We start from the raw sequence: 16,713 nt of genomic DNA, 5'->3' as shown, positions 1-16,713 counted from the left end.
CGCACCCGTGACGGGGTCAACTCGCCGCAGCGGCCGCCAGTTCGGCCGCGGCGTCGGCGCAGCCCCAGCTGAGCGTGACGCCGGCGCCCCCGTGGCCGTAGTTGTGGACGGTCCGGCCGTCCGGCTCCGCCTCGAGGCAGGGACCGCCGTGGCGGGCGGGCCGCAGGCCGACGACGTGGCCGAGGACGCGGGCCTCGCGCAGTGCGGGGATCCGGGCCGTGCAGCGGGCGAGGATCGCCTCGGCGGTGGCCGGATCGGCGACGGTGTTCCAGTCGTCCGGCTCGAAGGTGCCGCCGAGGACGACGTCGGTGCTGCGGGGGTGGATGTACGTGTAGCCGGCCGGGTCGTCCTGGATCCGGGTCGAGGTGGGCAGGCCGGGGTTGCGGACGAGGACGAGCTGGCCCCGGATCGGGTGCACGGCCGGGTCGTCGCAGAGCTGCCGGGCGCCGATCCCGGTGGCGTTGACGACCACGGGCGCCCAGGCGCGGGCCTGGTCGAGGGTGTCGAGGCGGCGGTGGACGATCCCGCCGCCGTTGTCGACGAACCGGCCGAGCAGCCACGGCAGGTAGAGCGGCATCTCGACGGCGGGCGCGGTGAACGACCAGCCGTCCGCGCAGTCCGCCCCGCGTTCGGCGGCCGTCAGCCGGCGCAGGTCGGGGACGGCGTCGCCCCACCAGGGCTGGCCTACCGACTGCCGCTCGTGCTCCAGCATGCGGGTGCTGCGCATCGAGACACCGGGCACGCCCTCCTCGGCCTGGCGGGCGAACTCCGCGAAGGCCGTCGCGGACCAGTCCGCCACCCGGCCGCCGGTGCCGGTGGCGACCGGGAACCAGACGGCGGCGGCCACCGCCGAGGTCGTCGACAGCAGCCCGTCGGCCGTCACCACGACGACCCGAAGTCCCTTCTCCTGCAGGCGTATCGCCGTGGTGAGCCCGATGATCCCGCTCCCGACCACGACGACGTCCATCACGCCGTCCACCGTGCCGCCCGTCGCACCGTCCGTCGTGCCGTCCGTCGTGCCGTCCATCGCGAACCCCTCCCTCGAAGGCCGCCCGCCGGGTGCCGGCGGCCCTCACCAGGAAAGCGGCTCGCGCCGGAAGCCGTCCAAGACCGGTTCTGTCCGGGAGCGATAAGCCGCCCTTATCATCGCCGGATGGATCTGCGGATGGATCTGCGGCGCATGCGCTACTTCTCGGTGCTGGCGGAGGAGTTGAACTTCACCCGGGCCGCCCGCCGGCTGCACGTGGCGCAGCCGGCACTGAGCCAGCAGGTCAGGGCGCTGGAGCGGCAGCTGGGCGTGGAGCTGGTCGAGCGCACCACCAAGGGTTGCGCGCTGACCCCGGTCGGGCGCGCGGTCGCCGAGGAGGCCCGGCGGGTGCTGCGGGAGGTGGCGGCGGCCGAGGAGCGGGTCGCGGCGGTGGTCCAGGGGCGGGAGGGGCGGCTGCGGGTGGCGTACACCCGCTCCGCCCGGGGCGGGGTCTGCGACGCCCTGGTGACGGAGTTCCGCAACCGCTACCCGCGGCTGGACGTCGCCCTGCAGACCGGTTGGACCTCGCACAACGTCGCCGAGCTGCTCGCCGGGCGGCTGGACGCGGCGTTCGTCCGGCCGCCGCTGGACGTCCCCGGGCTCGACTGCCGGATCGTCGCCGAGGAGGAGCTGCTGCTCGCCGTGCCGGCCGGCCATCCGCTCGCCCGCACCCGGGCCCGGATCGGCCGGCACCGGATCGCGGACGAGCCGGTGGTGCTCTGGCCGCGCCAGAACGGGCCCGGGATGCACGCGCTGATCACCGGGCAGCTGTGGCCGGGCCGGTCGCCGCGGATCGTGCGGGAGGAGCCGGACGACGAGCAGCTCCTGCTCGCGGTGGCGGCGGGGTACGGCATCGCGCCCATCCCCGAGGGCCGGGCCCGGGTGTTCCGGATCCCCGGCGTCTGCCTGCGCCGGCTGACGGCCCCGGTGCCGACCGTCACCCTGGGGCTGGCCCACGATCCGCGGACGGCTCCCCCGGCCGTCCAGCTGCTGCTGGCGATGGCCCCGCGGCTCGCGGGGTCCGCGGGCGCCTGACCGGACGCGGGAGGACGACCGGACGCGGAGAGACCGTGCCCGCCCCCGTCATGCCGCGGGGGCGGGCACGGCCGTCGGGGCCGGCGTCGGGGCCGGCTCAGCCGATGGTGGAGCCGGTGACCGGGGCGGAGAGCTCGACGGTCTCGCCCTTGAGGCCGGTCTTGACGAACTGCCAGCTCAGGCCGGTGATGACGCCCTTGTCCAGCGGGGCCAGCTTGGCGAAGGCGGGCTGGCTGAGGTCGATGTGGGTGGAGTCGCAGGAGGGACACTGGTCCTTCACCGGGACGGTGACGGTCTTGCCCTGGTAGGTCACCTTGACCGAGATGCCCTTGCAGACCGGGTCGTTGTTCGGGTTGGCGGTGGTCCACCAGGTGTGCGAGACGGCGACCAGCATCTGGGTGGAGGCGTTGATCTGGGTGCCGCAGGCGCCGTAGCCGGCGTCGGTGTAGTAGGTGGCCTTGCCGGTCATGGGCTGGTTGATCGGTATCGCCGCGCTGGCGGAGCCGGCCGTGAGGGCGATCAGGGCGGCCGCGGCGAGCGGGGCGCCCGCGAGGATCCTGAGGTTCTTGCCGATGGCGCGCATGGTTCGTTCCCTTCGATTGCCGTGAAGGTCATGAGCATGACAGGCAGAAGTCGGCACATTCGTACGGAAGTTCACCGACCGAACGCCTTTGTTGAGGAAACGTATGCGCCTGACCGCAAGGTGGTCCAGACCTCCGCGATGTTGGCATGAACACAAGGCAAGAATCTTTACCAATGCGGCCGAAGGGGCGAAGATGCGTGACCGCCTTGCCACGGAGGGTGTTGACAGGCCGTCACCCGAGCCCCCGGAGGCCCCCTCAGATGCGCACCTCGCTCGTCGCCCTGCTCCTCGGCAGCGTCCTGCTCCCGACCACCGCCCCCGTCACCGCCGGCGCCGCACCGCGCGAGGTGAACCAGGGCTACAGCATCCCGGTCGCCGGCGTGACCGACCTCGGCGCGCTGCCCGTCCTCGCCAGTCTCGGGCTGGACTTCGCCCGCCTGCTCGGGCAGTAAGGACCGCACCGCCGTCACCGAACGTCACAGCCGCACCGACATCCGGGCAGGCGTCGGCCCCGAGGCGGGAACCACCCGCGCCGGCCCGGATTACTTCCGCTCCGAAAATTAGTAACCCCGCCCCCGGGCCACAAGCCCGAACCCCCGCCCGCAGTGCGCCCGCCATCCCCCCGTCATCCGCCGCAACACCCGGCAAACGGCCGCAAGCCGCCGCAACGAAGCGGCAACGCCCTTTCCCACCAGCCAAGATGACGATTGACAGGGGCCCGGGCGGTTCAGCACGATGAGGCCCGAGCCCATCCGCAGCGACCAGGAAGGAGGGCCGATGGCCACCGTCGTCCGCCCCGCCCCCCGCCGCTGCCCGCGCCGCTGTTGTCGCGGCACCCTCGCCCGCTGACGTCCGCCGAAGCGGACCGTCGCGCCCCCGTACGCCCGCTGCCCGCTGTGCGGAGCCGTACGCCCACCGCCGCCTGACGCCGCTCCGCGCGCCCGCCATCCGTCACGCTGCGTAGCCGTATCCGCCGTCACCGCACCCGTCCCGAAAGGGCCCCGCCATGACCACCGCCCCCGCCTCGCCCGCCTCCCCCGCCGAACCGACCACCGCCGACGCCACCGCCCCGACCGCGCTCCGCCTCACTCCCGTCGCCGGCCGGATCGGCGCGCTCGTGCACGACATACGCCTCGGCGGCGACCTCCCCGCCGGGACCGTCGCCGCCCTGGAGGCCGCCCTGTACGAGCACAAGGTGCTCTTCTTCCGCGGCCAGCAGCACCTGGACGACGCCGGGCAGGAGGCCTTCGCCCGGCTGCTCGGGCAGCCGGTCGGCCACCCCACCGTGCCCAGCGCGGACGGCCGCTACATCTTCGAGCTGGACGCCACCAAGGGCGTGCGCGCCAACAACTGGCACACCGACGTCACCTTCGTCCCGTCCTACCCCAAGGCCTCGATCCTGCGCTCCCTGGAGGTCCCGCCGGCCGGCGGCAGCACCGTCTGGGCCAACACCGCGGCCGCCTACCGGGACCTGCCCGCCCCGCTGAAGACGCTCGCCGAGAGCCTGCGCGCCGTCCACACCAACGACTACGACTACGCCGCCCGGCTCGCCCTGCGCCCCGAGCTGGCGGACAACGCCGAGGTCGCCAGGCTGTTCCGGGACGTGTTCGTCTCCACCGCCTTCAGGACCGAGCACCCGGTGGTCCGGGTCCACCCGGTGACCGGTGAGAGGACCCTGCTGCTGGGCGCCTTCGCCCAGCGCGTCCAGGGCGTCTCGGGCGACGACAGCAAGGCCCTGATCGACCTCTTCCAGCGCTACGTGGAGCGCCTGGAGAACACCGTCCGCTGGGACTGGCAGGTCGGCGACGTGGCGATCTGGGACAACCGCGCCACCCAGCACTACGCGGTCGCCGACTACGGCGACGAGCCGCGCCTGGTGCGCCGGATCACCCTGGACGGCGACCTGCCGGTCGGCGTGGACGGCACCCCGAGCCGGCTGCTGGAGCCCGCCGACCCGCCGCGGGTGCCGGGCCTGGTGCCCGCCGAGGAGCTCGAAGCGGCCAACTGACCGGGGCCGCGAGGGACCACGGCAGAAGATCCGCGCCGATGACCACGTCCACCGCCCCGCGCGCCGGCGACGACCGCCGGGACGCCAACGCCTCCGCCGTCCTGCGCACGGTGCTCGACCACGGGCCGATCGCCCGCAGCCGGGTCGCCGCGCTCACCGGGCTCAGCGCCTCGGCCGTCTCCCGGCAGGCGGTGGACCTGGTCCGGCTCGGACTCCTGCACGAGCGGCCCGAGTTGGCGGCCGCCGGCACCGGCACCCTGGGCCGCCCCCAGCTGCCGCTCGACCTCGACCCGGACCGCCTCGCCGTGGCCGGGCTGCACATCGGCCTGCCGTTCACCACCGTCGCGCTGCTCGACCTGCGCGGCCGGGTGCTGCGGCGCAAGGAGGTCCCGCACCGCGGCCGGACCGGCCCGGACCTGCTGCGGCCGCTGCTGGCCCGGCTGCCCCGGCTGATCGACACCCTGCGCGGCGACCGTACGGTGGTCGGCCTCGGCGCCGTCACCGGCGGCTCCGTCGACCCGGCGGCCGGGGTGGTCGTCCGGCACGATCCGCTGCGGTGGCGGGACCTGCCGCTGCGCGAGCAGCTGACGGCCGCCACCGGACTGCCCGTCCAGGTGGACAACCACGCCCGGGCGCTCACCCTGGCGGAGATCCTCTTCGGCCACCCGGCGGCCCGCCGCAGCATGGTGCAGCTGTTCGTCGGCCACGTGGTGGACGCGGCGCTGGCGGTCGCGGGCACCGTCCACCTGGGCCCGCCCTCGGCCACCGGCGACCTCGGCCACCTCCCGGTCTCCGGGACGGTCACCGACCCGGACGCGGACAGCCGGGAGCGCTGCCACTGCGGGCGGCTCGGCTGTCTCTCGGTGGCCGCCTCGGACACCGCGCTGTTCGCGGCGGCCGCCGCCGAGGGGGTCACCGCCGCACCGGACCGGGCCCAGCTGATCGCCGCCGTCCGGCGCGGCGACCCGACGGCCGGCCGGCTGGTCCGCAACCGGGCCAGGATCGTCGGCCGCGCGCTCGCCCTGCTCGCCGACGTGGTCAACCCCGACCTGGTGGTGCTGACCGAGACCTTCGCCCTCCTCGACCCGGCCCATCTCGACGTCGTCCGGGCCGAGTTCGCGCTCCGCTCGCACCTGCACCGGGACGCCGGCCTGCTGATCGCCCAGCCGCGCGGCCGGGACGTGCTCGCCGTGGCCGCCGGAGCGCCGGTGCTCGGCGAGCTGTACGCCCGGCCGGTCCACGCGCTCACCGCACCCCGCGCCACCCGCCGCCCGTAACCGCCCCGATCCCGCGAAAACCGCCCCCGACCCCGCGAAACCGCCCCGATCACCCGCAGCCGCCCCCGAAGGACCGCCATGACCGCGCTCCCCCGTCCCCCAGCCCCGAGCCGCCGCGCCCTGCTGCGCGCGGGCCTCGCCGGAGCCGGACTGCTGACGCTCGCGGGCTGCCGCTCGGCCGTCGAGCACGCCCGGAACGCGGCCGGTGCCGTGGACGCCGACTCCCCGCGCCGGGGCGGCGTGCTGACCGTCGCGACCGGCATCGACATCACCCCGAGCCTGCTCTTCGCCGTGAGCGCCAACACCCTCGTCCAGCGCCTCGCCTTCAACACCCTCACCCGGTACGACGACCGGCTCCGGCCGCAGCCCGAGCTCGCCACCGCCTGGGAGGTCTCGCCGGACGGCCTGAACGTGACCCTCGAGCTGCGCGAGGACGTGCTGTTCCACAGCGGCCGCCGGTTCACCGCCGACGACGTCGTCTTCGCCGTCCGGAACCTCCAGAACCCGGCCCGCTCCGCCCAGTTGAGGTCCACCGCCGCCGCCGTCACCGACTTCCGCAAGAACGGCGACTTCGAGCTGACCCTGGTGCTCGCCCACCCGGTGAGCAACCTCTTCGACCTCTTCGAGTTCATGATCGTCCCGGACCGGGAGAGCATCGAGGACGCCGTCACCGGCACCCGGCTGATCGGCACCGGCCCGTTCGCCCTCACCGGGCGCAAGCCCGGCTCCTCGCTCTCCTTCGCCCGCAACGAGCAGTACTGGAACCCCGGCCGCCCCCACCTCGACGGCGTGGAGATCCGGATCATCCCGCAGGCGGAGTCGCTGCTGTCCTCGCTCAGGACCGGCCAGACCCACCTGTCCTACAACGTCCGCGGCAAGGACGCCGCGACCCTGGTCGACGACCCGCGGTTCCGGATCAGGCAGTACGACACCGGCTCCGGCGCCCACTACATCGGCGTGGACGTCACCGCCGAGCACGTCCGGGACAAGCGCGTCCGCCAGGCCATCGCCTGGGCGGTCGACCGCGACCGGCTCGTCCAGCAGGCCCTCGGCGGCTACGGCACCGTCTCCTCGGTGCCCTGGCCCAAGTCCTCCCCGGCCTACACCGAGGCCGGCGCCACCCACTACCGGCACGACCCGGAACGGGCCCGGGCACTGCTCCGGGAGGCGGGCGCCGAGCACATCACCCTGCCCTTCGCCCACTCCAACGAGGCCGGGCCGACGGCCATCGCGCAGATCCTCCAGTACGACCTCCGGCAGGTCGGCATCGAGACGGTGCTCCAGCCCGCCGACTCCCCGACCATGCAGAAACAGCTGATCTCCCAGTCCATGCCCGCCCTGTGGACGCTCAGCCACGGCTTCGCCCAACTCCAGCCCGCCACCCTCGCGGTGAGCGCCTACCCCTTCAACGAGGCCAGGAACAGCTCCCGCTTCGCCTCCCCCGCCTACACCGACGTGGTGCAGCGGGCCTGGAACCGCAGCGACAGCGACAGCCCCGAGGCCAGGGCCCTCCACCAGCAGATCACCGACGTGCTGCTGGACGAGGAGTTCGTGATCGACCTCGCCATCGCCGGACTGGTCGAGGTCGCGGGCCGCCGGGCCCGGGGCGTCACGCTCAACAAGTTCGGCTACCTCAACCTCGACGACGCCTACCTCACGGCCTGAGCAGGACGGCCCGGAACCCCATGCGCACCTTCCTCCTGAAACGCCTCCCCAGCGGACTGCTCGTCCTCGCCCTCGCCTCCTTCCTGGTCTTCCTCATCCTCCGGCTGATCCCCGGCGACCCGGCCACCACGCTCGCCGGGCCGGACGCCTCCCCCGCCACCGTCGCCGCCATCCGCGGTCGACTCGGGCTCGACCAGCCGCTGTTCGGCCAGTACGTCAGCTGGCTCGGCCACCTGCTGAGCGGCGACCTCGGGCCGAGCTACGCGATCGGCGGCCAGGTCTCCGACCTGATCGGCAACGGCCTCGGCGCCACCGTCCAACTCACCCTCGGCGCCCTGCTGCTGGTGGTGCTGATCGCCCTGCCGCTGGGCGTGGTCGGTGCCACCACCAGGCGCGGCCCGGTCGCCGCCGCCGTCCAGGCGGTCACCACCGGTGTGCTGGCGGTCCCGCCGTTCGTCACCGGCGTGCTGCTGGTCCTGCTGTTCGCCGTCTCCTTCGAACTGCTCCCGGCCGGCGGGCACGAGTCCCTGCTCGCCGAACCGGACCTGGCCGTGCAGTACCTGGCGATGCCCGCCCTCTGCCTGGCCCTGCCCAGCGCCGCCGTGCTGGCCCGCTACCTCAAGGACGGCATCGAACGCGCCCTCGCCGAGGACTACGTCCGCACCGCGACCGCGCTCGGCGTCTCCCGGCGGCGGATCGTCTGGCGGCACGCCCTGCCCAACGCGCTGCCCTCCGCCGTCACCGTCCTCGGCCTCCAGACCGGCCACCTCGTCGCCGGGGCCGTCCTGGTGGAACGGATCTTCGCCTGGCCGGGCCTCGGCCAGCTGATCGAGCAGGGCGTGCTGCGCCGGGACTACCCGCTGGTGCAGGACCTGCTGCTGCTCGTGGTCGCGGTCTACGTGGCCGTCCAACTGCTCACCGACCTGGCCTACACCTGGCTCGACCCCCGGATCCGCTGGGAGTGACCCGATGACCACCGCCGCCCTTCCCCTCAAGTCCGCCGCACCGCGCGGCCGTTACCGCGCCGCCCTGCTCAGCCCGCGCGGCCTGACCGGCCTCGCCCTGGTCGGCGCCGTCGCCCTGGCCGGACTGCTCGCACCGCTGCTCACCGGCACCGACCCGAACGCCCAGAGCGCGCTCGCCCTGGCCGGCCCCGGCGCCGCGCACCCCTTCGGCACCGACGACCTCGGCCGCGACCTGTACAGCCGGGTGCTGCACGGCATCGGCACCGACCTCGCGCTGATCGTCACCGCCGTCCCGGTCGGCGCCCTGCTCGGCTGCTCCGCCGCCCTGCTCGCGGCCACCTCCCGGTGGTCCGACCTCGCCGTCCAGCGCGCCTTCGACCTGCTGCTCGCCTTCCCCGGGCTCATCCTCGCGCTGGCCGTCACCGCCGTCCTCGGCCCGGGCCGCTGGCCGGTGGTGATCGTCATCGCGCTGGCCGAGATCCCCGGCTACGGACGGCAGTTGCGGGCCGGCATCCTCGTCCAGCGGGAGCGCGAGTACGCCCTGGCGGCCCGGGTCGGCGGCGCCTCCCGGGCCCGGGTGCTGCTGCGGCACGTACTGCCCAACGCCGTCGACCCGCTGATCGTCCAGACCGCCGTGGCGCTCTCGCTCGGCGTGTTCATCGAGGGCGCGATGAGCTTCCTCGGCCTCGGGGTCCGCCCGCCGGAGCCCACCCTGGGCAGCATCCTCAGCCAGTCCGTCGCCTACCTGGCCACCCACCCGACCTTCGCGGCCGCCCCGCTGGCCGCCACCACCGCGCTGGTGCTCGGCTTCACGCTGATCGCCGAGGCCCTGAACCGGGGGATCCGCCGATGACCACCGTGCTCCGCGTCACCGACCTCACCGTACGGTTCGGCGATTCCGACTCCCAGGGCACCACGGCCGTCGACGGCGTCTCCTTCGACCTCGGAGCGGGCGACACCCTGGGTATCGTCGGCGAGTCCGGCTCCGGCAAGTCCACCACCGCGCTGGCCCTGCTGCGGATGCTGCCGCCCGGCGGCCGGATCACCGCCGGCTCGGTCCACCTCGCCGGGCAGGACCTCGCCGCCCTCCCCGAGACCGCGCTGCGCGCCCTGCGCGGGCGGCGGATCGCCATGGTCTTCCAGGACCCGATGTCCTCGCTCAACCCCGTGCTCACCGTCGGCCGCCAGCTGGACGAGGCACTGCGCGCCCACGGCGGCACCCGGCGGAAGGCCGAACGGCAGGCCCGGGCCGCCGAGTTGCTCGACCTGGTCGGCATCCCCGACGCCGCCGGCCGGCTGCGCGACCACCCGCACCGGTTCTCCGGCGGCCAGCGCCAGCGCATCATGATCGCCCTCGCGCTCGCCCACGACGCCGAGGTGCTGGTCGCCGACGAGCCGACCACCGCCCTCGACCCCACCGTCCAGCAGCAGATCCTGCGGCTGCTGACCCGGATCAACCGGGAGACCGGCACCGCCCTGGTGGTGATCAGCCACGACCTCGGGGTGATCGCCCGGACCTGCCGCCGACTGCTGGTCATGCGGCACGGCCGGGTGGTCGAAAGCGGCGCCACCGCCGAGGTCCTCGCCCGGCCCGAACACCCCTACACCCGCGAGCTTTTGGCCGCCGTACCGCGCCTGGAGGAGCCCTCCCGGGCGGCCGCCAACAGCACCCCGGGCACCCGGCCGCTGCTCACCGTCCGCGGCCTGACCAAGACGTACGGCTCCCGGCGGCGCGCCGTCACCGCGCTGCACGGCGTCGACCTCGACCTGCACCCCGGCGAGACGCTGGGCCTGGTCGGGGAGTCCGGCTCCGGCAAGTCCACCCTGGCCCGGGCGCTGGTCCAGGCGCACCCGCCGTCCGGCGGCAGCATCCGCTTCCGCGGCGAGGAACTCGGCCGCGGGGCACGGCGCGGCGGGCCGCACCGCGAGGTCCAACTCGTCTTCCAGGACCCGTACTCCTCGCTCAACCCCCGGATGACCGCCGGGCAGATCATCGCCGAGCCGCTGATCGCCCACCGCCTCGGCGACCGGGAGCAGCGCGCCGCCCGGGTCGCCGAACTGCTGGAGCAGGTCGGGCTGGACCCGGCCGTGGCCGACCGCCACCCGCGCGCCTTCTCCGGCGGCCAGCGCCAACGCATCGGCATCGCCCGGGCCCTGGCGCCCGAACCGAGCGTGCTGGTCTGCGACGAGCCGGTCTCCGCGCTGGACGTCTCGGTGCAGGCCCAGGTGATCGAGCTGCTCGCCCGGCTCCAGCGCGAACTCGGCCTGGCCGTCCTGTTCATCGCCCACGACCTGGCGGTGGTCCGCCGGGTCAGCCACCGGATCGCGGTGATGCACCGCGGCCGGATCGTCGAGACCGGCCCGGCCGACCGGGTCGTCACCGCGCCCGAACACCCCTACACCGCCGAGCTGTTGGCCGCCGTGCCGGGCCTGGAGCCCGCTCCGACCGCCAGCCGCTGAGCCGGCGCCCACTGAGCCGCCACCCGCCCGAGCCACCCCGGAGCACCGCATGAGCACCCCGTCCGACCCGCACCTCCGGCCGACGCCGCAGCCCGACCCGCACCGCCGCGACCCGTACGCGGGCTTCCCCGGCACCGTCGGCCGCACCTTCGCCGAGTCCGTCCCCGCCTGGCCGCGGCGGGTCCGCCCGCGCGAGGGCGCGCCCAACATCGTCGTCGTGCTGATCGACGACATGGGCTACAGCGACATCGGCCCGTTCGGCGCCGAGATCCCCACCCCCACCCTGGACCGCCTCGCCGCCACCGGCGTCCGGCTCGCCAACTACCACACCATGCCGCTCTGCTCCCCCGCCCGGGCGGCCCTGCTCACCGGCCTCAACCCGCACCGGGTCGGCTACTCCTTCGTCGCCAACGCCGACCCGGGCTTCCCCGGCTACGGCATGGAGGTCGCCGGGGACATCCCCACCCTGGCCGAACTGCTGCACGACGCCGGCTACGCCACCTACGCGGTCGGCAAGTGGCACCTCACCCGGGACTCCGCCTCCAACGCCGCCGACGACCGCGCCAACTGGCCGCTCCAGAAGGGCTTCGACCAGTACTACGGCGTCCTGGAGGGCCTGACCAGCCTCTTCCACCCGCACCAACTCGTCCGCGACAACAGCCCGCTGGACATCGACGAGTTCCCCGACGGCTACTACTACACCGACGACATCACCGACCAGGCCGTCAAGATGGTCACCTCGCTGCGCGCCCACGACGCCGACAAGCCGTTCTTCCTCTACCTCGCCCACAACGCCGTGCACGGCCCGCTCCAGGCCAAGCCCGAGGACCTCGCCCGCCACCGCGGCCGCTACGACGGCGGCTGGGACGAGCTGCGCCGCACCCGCTTCGCCCGCCAGCTGGCCGCCGGACACTTCCCGCCCGGCACCGAGCTGCCCGAGCGCAACTCCGAGGCCGGGTACGAGGTCGGCCCGTGGGACGAACTCACCGACGTCCAGCAGACGTTGTGCGCCCGCTACATGGAGGTGTACGCGGCGATGGTCGACAACGTCGACCAGAACCTCGGCCGGCTCACCGACACCCTGGCCGCCCTCGGCGAACTCGACAACACCATCATCGTGTTCACCAGCGACAACGGCGGCACCGGCGAGGGCGGCGCCGAGGGCACCCGCAGCTACTTCAGCCGCTTCGTCCACCACCCGAACCTGCCGGCGGACTGGAACCCGGACGTCCGGCGCGAGATCGACCTGATCGGCGGCCCGCGGAGCCTGGTGCACTACCCGCGCGGCTGGGGCATGGCCTCCAACACCCCCTTCCGCCTCTACAAGGGCCAGACCTACGCGGGCGGCGTCCGCGTCCCCTTCGTGCTCTCCTGGCCGGCCGGCCTGCCCCGCGCCGAGGGCGACACCGGCGTCCGCACCCAGTACCAGTACGTCACCGACATCCTGCCCACCCTGCTCGAACTCGCGGGCGTGGAAAGGCCGTCGGAGCGCCTGGGCCACCCCGTCCAGGAGCTCGACGGCACCGGCTTCACCTCAGTGCTGCGCGACGGCGCCGCGCCCGGCACCCACCACGAGCAGTACTGCGAGATGACCGGCAACCGCAGCTACTACCGCGACGGCTGGAAGCTGGTCACCCTGCACCGCCCGGGCACCCCGTACGACGACGGCGAGTGGGCGCTGTACGACCTGCGCACCGACCCCACCGAGATCCACGACCTCGCCGCCGAACACCCCGACCTCGTCAAGGAGTTGTCCGCCGCCTGGGAGGCCGCCGCCTGGCGCGACGGGGTCTTCCCGCTCGCCGACGGCAGCGGCGCCCTCGCCCTGCGCGGCCCCGAGGCCGAGCGGCTGCGCCGCCCGGTCACCCTGCTGGCCGGCACCCCCGAACTGGAGCGCTACCGCTCCTCCCGGCTGATCGCCTTCCGCTCCTTCACCGTCGAGGCCGCGCTCGACGGCTACCGGCCGGGCGACCAGGGCGTCCTGGTCTCGCACGGCGACCAGGGCGGCGGCTACAGCCTCTACGTCGAGGAGGGCCGGCTGCGCCTCGCCTACAACCAGTACGGCGACCTGCTGGAGGCCGACGGAGGACCGCTGCCGGCCGGCGCCCGGCTGATCACCCTGGAGGTCACCGCCGTCGCCGACCTCAGATGGGAGTTCCGGCTGCTCGTGGACGGCCTGCCGGTGGACGGCCTGCCGGTGGGCGACACCGGGGACGGCGCCGCGGCCGGGGCGGAGCCCGCCCTGCTCGGCCCGGTCCACCAGCTGATCGGCATGGCCCCGTTCCAGGGCATCAGCGTCGGCATCGACCGCAAGTCCCCGGTCTCCTGGCCGCTGTACGAGCGGCACCGCTCCTTCCGCTACACCGGCGCCCTGCACTCCGTCACCTACCGGCCCGGCGAGCCCGCGCCGTACGACCCGGGGACGGTGGCCCGGGCGCTGCGCGAGGCGGCGGCCGCCTTCGAGTAGCCGGGCCCAAGCCGGGCCGGACCGGGCCCAGACCGGACCCGGACCGGACTCGGACCGGCCGGTCCGCGCCAGTCGGGCCGGGCCGGTCGGCCATGATCCCCGATCACCCGCCAAGATCCCCCCACCCGGGTTACCCTCGTCCCGCGCGGCAGCCCGGCCGCGCGGCCGACCGAGGGGGGAACGGATGATCGGGGACCTGCTGCCGGACGTCGTGGTGACCGAGGTGGCCTACGAGGACCCGCCGGAGGCCCGGCTGGAGCCCGAGGAGGAGCCCGCCGTCGCCCGGGCCGTCGACAAGCGGCGCCGCGAGTTCACCACCGTCCGGCACTGCGCCCGGGCGGCCCTCGCCCGGCTCGGCGTCCCGTACCGCCCGCTCGTCCCGGGCCTGCGCGGCGCGCCGAGCTGGCCGGACGGCGTGGTCGGCAGCCTCACCCACTGCGACGGCTTCCGCGCGGCGGCCGTGGCCCGGGCCGGCACCCTCGCCTCCGTCGGCATCGACGCCGAGCCCGCGCTGCCGCTGCCGGAGGGCGTCCAGGAGGCCGTCGCGCTGCCGGTCGAGCAGCAGCGGCTCGCCAAGCTGGCCGCCGAGCACCCGGACGTCCCGTGGGACCGCATCCTGTTCAGCGCCAAGGAGTCGGTGTACAAGGCCTGGTTCCCGCTGACGCAGGTCTTCCTGGACTTCGAGGAGGCCGAGCTGGACCTCTCCCCCGACGGCACCTTCACCGCCCGGCTGCTCGTCCCGGGCCCGGTGGTCAACGGCCGGCGGCTCGACGGCTTCGACGGCCGCTGGGCGGTCCGGGACGGGCTGCTCGCCACCGCGATCGCCGTCGCCCCCTGACCGGCGACCAGGCCCCGGGCCGTCACCAACCGGCCCTCGACCGGGGCGGCATATCCTCGACCCCGTGACGGTGACCTATGTGATCGACGGCGACGAGATCAAGACCCTGGAGGACTTCTGGGACGTGGTCGGGCGGACCATCGGCGTGGACGGCTACTTCGGCCGCAACCTCGACGCCTTCGCCGACTGCCTGCGCGGCGGCTACGGCACCCCCGAGGACGGCGACTGGGTCATCGAGTGGCGCCACCACGAGGTCTCCCGCCGCAACCTCGGCTACCCGGAGACGGTCCGGCAGCTGGAGCTGCGGCTGGCGCGCGCCCACCCGACCAACCGCGCGCGGATCACCGCCCAGCTGGACGCCGCCCGGGCGGGCAGGGGGGCGACGGTCTTCGACTGGCTGGTCCGGATCATCGAGGAGGAGCACCCGGGCGGCCTGCGCCTGGCCTGACCGCCCCGGGGCCCCGGCTCCGGACGTTCCGCTACAGCACGTCCGAGAGCCGGACGAAGCGCCGCCCCGCCGCCAGCAGCCCCGGCACCGCCGCCGCCACCCCGGGGGCGGTGCCGCCGCCCGGGCGGTTCATGTGCCCGATCACGATCGCGCCGGGCGGGGCGGAGGCGACCTCCCGCCGCACCTCGGCGGACCGGAGCGTCGCCCCGTCGTCCCCGTTGACGGTGAATCCGGCCACCCGCTGGCCCAGGTCGGCGACCACCCGGGTGGCGACGTCGTCGTAGTGCGCGGTGCCGGAGCGGAAGAACCGGGGCGGGTGCCCGAGCAGCCCGGTGAGCTTCTCGGCGTTGCCCGCCACCTCGTCGTACACCTCACCGACGCCGCGCGTGCCCGCGATGCCGTAGGCGGAGCGGCCGGTCACCGAGAGCGGACGGTGGACGGTGCCGTGGTTGCCGATCTCGAACAGCGGGTCGGCGGCGAGCTGCTCGAACTCGTCCGGGTTGGCGTCGATCCAGCGGGCGTTCAGGAAGAGCGTGGCCGGCACCCCGTGCGCCCGCAGGGCGTCGATCAGGTCGGCGTCGTAGCCGCTGCCGCCGGGGCCGCCGCAGGCGTCGAAGGTGAGCGCCATGGCGCTCTCGCCCTCCGGCAGCTCGGTGATCACCCCGGACACGTCCAGCCCCCACTCGGCCGGGGCCAGCGCGCCGTACCGCTCGACCACCTCGGCCCGGGTCGCCGGGTGCGGGGGCTGCTTCGCGGGGTCCGGCGCGGGTGTCGGCGCGACGGCCTCGGTGGGCCCGCCGGACGGCGTCGCGAGCGGTTCGGTGGACGGTTCGGTGGACGGTGGCGCCGAGGCCGAGGGCGAGGCCGGATCGGTGCCCGCCGCCCTGCTCCGGCACCCCGCCAGCGCTCCTCCGGCCACCCCCATGAGCAGCGCCCGCCGACTCACCGACACGCCCGTCTCCCATCCGCGCCATGTCTCGCACAAGCCATGCCTCATATAACCCGATGGCATGTAAACCGATGACATGACTATGAACCGACCATTCGTCACTCCCCGCAACTCGCCCCCGCCCCCGCCCGGCGCCTCTTCACCGACCCGCCCCGCCGCCGTGGGCCACGACTCACCCCCGGTTCACCCGCCCGGGTAAGCCCGCGAGCGACCCGCCCGCCCCGATCCGGAGACCTCGATGCCGACCGAGCCCAGCACCCCGCGCCCGAACCGACCCGCCGACCAACCGGCCGACCAGCCGACCCACCCGCCGACTCCGCAGCCCGCCCGCCGCGACCTGCTCCGCACCGGCCTCGCCACCGGCGCCGCCACCGCGCTCGGCCTCGCCGCCACCACCGGCCGGGCGGACGCCGCCCCCTCCGACGGCCCCGCCGCCGCCCCAGGCGCCACACCCCCCGACCGCACCCTCACCCTCACCGGCCACCTGCCCACCGGCTCCCCCGACTTCGTCTACCTCCCGGTCGAGGTCCCCGAGGGCGTCCGCGAGATCGCCGTCTCCTACGGCTACGACAAGCCGCCCGTCCCGGCCGGCACCCCCGGCAACTCCTGCGACATCGGCATCTTCGACGAGCGCGGCACCGACCTCGGCGGCCCCGGCTTCCGCGGCTGGTCCGGCGGCTTCCGCACCGAGTTCAGCCTCTCCCGCGCCGCCGCGACCCCCGGCTACCTCCCCGGCCCGGTCAACCCCGGCACCTGGCACGTGGTCCTCGGCCCCTACCAGGTCGCCCCGCAGGGCCTGGAGTACCACGTCGAGGTCACCCTCCGCTTCGGCGCCCCCGGGCCGCGGTTCACCCCGCACTACCCGGCGGAGCGGGCCCGCGGCCGCGGCCGCGCCTGGTACCGGGGCGACTGCCACCTGCACACCGTCCACTCCGACGGGCGGCGCAAGCCGGAGGAGGTGGCCGCCGGGGCCCGCGCGGCCGGCCTGGAC

Annotated in this window: 14 protein-coding genes and 1 pseudogene; 12 read left to right on the top strand and 3 right to left on the bottom strand. The window is 74.9% G+C overall.

What is annotated here, in order from left to right; genetic code table 11:
* Positions 1–16 precede the first annotated feature (16 nt).
* Positions 17–1,027, bottom strand: coding sequence for an FAD-dependent oxidoreductase (locus tag ACFCY1_RS35690; RefSeq protein ID WP_375877246.1), 1,011 nt, complete (start codon positions 1,025–1,027; stop codon positions 17–19).
* 126 nt (positions 1,028–1,153) lie between these two features.
* Here ACFCY1_RS35690 and ACFCY1_RS35685 point away from each other — a divergent pair, with 126 nt between their 5' ends.
* Complete coding sequence (locus ACFCY1_RS35685; protein WP_375877245.1) at positions 1,154–2,062, top strand: LysR family transcriptional regulator; 909 nt, start codon at positions 1,154–1,156, stop codon at positions 2,060–2,062.
* 97 nt (positions 2,063–2,159) lie between these two features.
* Here the strand turns inward: ACFCY1_RS35685 and ACFCY1_RS35680 are convergent, their stop codons facing one another.
* Entirely contained in the window at positions 2,160–2,645 is a 486-nt protein-coding gene (locus tag ACFCY1_RS35680) for a cysteine/serine endopeptidase inhibitor (RefSeq protein WP_049656984.1), read from the bottom strand.
* Positions 2,646–2,905: 260 nt separating this feature from the next.
* Here ACFCY1_RS35680 and ACFCY1_RS35675 point away from each other — a divergent pair, with 260 nt between their 5' ends.
* The 10 genes from ACFCY1_RS35675 to ACFCY1_RS35630 all read left to right on the top strand — a co-directional run bounded on the left by ACFCY1_RS35675 (position 2,906) and on the right by ACFCY1_RS35630 (position 14,773).
* Positions 2,906–3,097, top strand: coding sequence for a hypothetical protein (locus ACFCY1_RS35675; protein WP_049656983.1), 192 nt, complete (start codon positions 2,906–2,908; stop codon positions 3,095–3,097).
* Between the two features lie 554 nt (positions 3,098–3,651).
* The gene (locus ACFCY1_RS35670) at positions 3,652–4,653 is read left to right on the top strand and encodes a TauD/TfdA dioxygenase family protein (protein WP_375877244.1); all 1,002 of its coding nucleotides are present in this window, start codon (positions 3,652–3,654) and stop codon (positions 4,651–4,653) included.
* Between the two features lie 38 nt (positions 4,654–4,691).
* Positions 4,692–5,930: an ROK family protein gene (locus ACFCY1_RS35665; RefSeq protein ID WP_375877243.1), complete on the top strand. Its 1,239-nt coding sequence runs from the start codon at positions 4,692–4,694 to the stop codon at positions 5,928–5,930.
* Positions 5,931–6,008: 78 nt separating this feature from the next.
* Positions 6,009–7,595, top strand: coding sequence for an ABC transporter substrate-binding protein (locus ACFCY1_RS35660; protein ID WP_375877242.1), 1,587 nt, complete (start codon positions 6,009–6,011; stop codon positions 7,593–7,595).
* Between the two features lie 20 nt (positions 7,596–7,615).
* On the top strand, positions 7,616–8,560 hold the full coding sequence (locus ACFCY1_RS35655; protein WP_049655646.1) for an ABC transporter permease: 945 nt from the start codon (positions 7,616–7,618) through the stop codon (positions 8,558–8,560).
* A 4-nt stretch (positions 8,561–8,564) separates the two neighbouring features.
* Complete coding sequence (locus tag ACFCY1_RS35650; protein ID WP_375877241.1) at positions 8,565–9,413, top strand: ABC transporter permease; 849 nt, start codon at positions 8,565–8,567, stop codon at positions 9,411–9,413.
* Entirely contained in the window at positions 9,410–11,020 is a 1,611-nt protein-coding gene (locus ACFCY1_RS35645; RefSeq protein ID WP_375877240.1) for an ABC transporter ATP-binding protein, read from the top strand. The genes ACFCY1_RS35650 and ACFCY1_RS35645 overlap by 4 nt, the downstream gene beginning before the upstream one ends.
* Positions 11,021–11,069: 49 nt before the next feature.
* Entirely contained in the window at positions 11,070–13,487 is a 2,418-nt protein-coding gene (locus ACFCY1_RS35640; RefSeq protein ID WP_375877239.1) for an arylsulfatase, read from the top strand.
* A gap of 184 nt (positions 13,488–13,671) precedes the next feature.
* Positions 13,672–14,325: a 4'-phosphopantetheinyl transferase gene (locus ACFCY1_RS35635; protein ID WP_074005241.1), complete on the top strand. Its 654-nt coding sequence runs from the start codon at positions 13,672–13,674 to the stop codon at positions 14,323–14,325.
* 64 nt (positions 14,326–14,389) lie between these two features.
* Entirely contained in the window at positions 14,390–14,773 is a 384-nt protein-coding gene (locus ACFCY1_RS35630; RefSeq protein WP_375877238.1) for a barstar family protein, read from the top strand.
* A 31-nt stretch (positions 14,774–14,804) separates the two neighbouring features.
* Here the strand turns inward: ACFCY1_RS35630 and ACFCY1_RS35625 are convergent, their stop codons facing one another.
* Positions 14,805–15,725, bottom strand: a complete 921-nt coding sequence (locus ACFCY1_RS35625) for a polysaccharide deacetylase family protein (RefSeq protein WP_375877237.1) — start codon at positions 15,723–15,725, stop codon at positions 14,805–14,807.
* 235 nt (positions 15,726–15,960) lie between these two features.
* Between ACFCY1_RS35625 and ACFCY1_RS35620 the strand changes: the two are divergent.
* Positions 15,961–16,713 (top strand): annotated as a pseudogene (locus ACFCY1_RS35620) (phosphoesterase); the annotation flags it as partial.

It is taken from the genome of Kitasatospora sp. NPDC056273 (genome assembly GCF_042268845.1).
Lineage (GTDB): Bacteria > Actinomycetota > Actinomycetes > Streptomycetales > Streptomycetaceae > Kitasatospora.
The sequence above is the reverse complement of the archived record's forward strand: the minus strand, read 5'-3'. Positions and strand labels throughout refer to the sequence as shown.

Coding starts and splice junctions, on each gene's coding strand:
- ACFCY1_RS35675 (WP_049656983.1), top strand. CDS start 2,906: ATGCGCACCTCGCTCGTCGCCCTGCTCCTCGGCAGCGTCCTGCTCCCG.
- ACFCY1_RS35655 (WP_049655646.1), top strand. CDS start 7,616: ATGCGCACCTTCCTCCTGAAACGCCTCCCCAGCGGACTGCTCGTCCTC.
- ACFCY1_RS35690 (WP_375877246.1), bottom strand. CDS start 1,027: ATGGACGGCACGACGGACGGCACGACGGACGGTGCGACGGGCGGCACG.
- ACFCY1_RS35635 (WP_074005241.1), top strand. CDS start 13,672: ATGATCGGGGACCTGCTGCCGGACGTCGTGGTGACCGAGGTGGCCTAC.
- ACFCY1_RS35650 (WP_375877241.1), top strand. CDS start 8,565: ATGACCACCGCCGCCCTTCCCCTCAAGTCCGCCGCACCGCGCGGCCGT.
- ACFCY1_RS35680 (WP_049656984.1), bottom strand. CDS start 2,645: ATGCGCGCCATCGGCAAGAACCTCAGGATCCTCGCGGGCGCCCCGCTC.
- ACFCY1_RS35640 (WP_375877239.1), top strand. CDS start 11,070: ATGAGCACCCCGTCCGACCCGCACCTCCGGCCGACGCCGCAGCCCGAC.
- ACFCY1_RS35660 (WP_375877242.1), top strand. CDS start 6,009: ATGACCGCGCTCCCCCGTCCCCCAGCCCCGAGCCGCCGCGCCCTGCTG.
- ACFCY1_RS35665 (WP_375877243.1), top strand. CDS start 4,692: ATGACCACGTCCACCGCCCCGCGCGCCGGCGACGACCGCCGGGACGCC.
- ACFCY1_RS35645 (WP_375877240.1), top strand. CDS start 9,410: ATGACCACCGTGCTCCGCGTCACCGACCTCACCGTACGGTTCGGCGAT.
- ACFCY1_RS35685 (WP_375877245.1), top strand. CDS start 1,154: ATGGATCTGCGGATGGATCTGCGGCGCATGCGCTACTTCTCGGTGCTG.
- ACFCY1_RS35670 (WP_375877244.1), top strand. CDS start 3,652: ATGACCACCGCCCCCGCCTCGCCCGCCTCCCCCGCCGAACCGACCACC.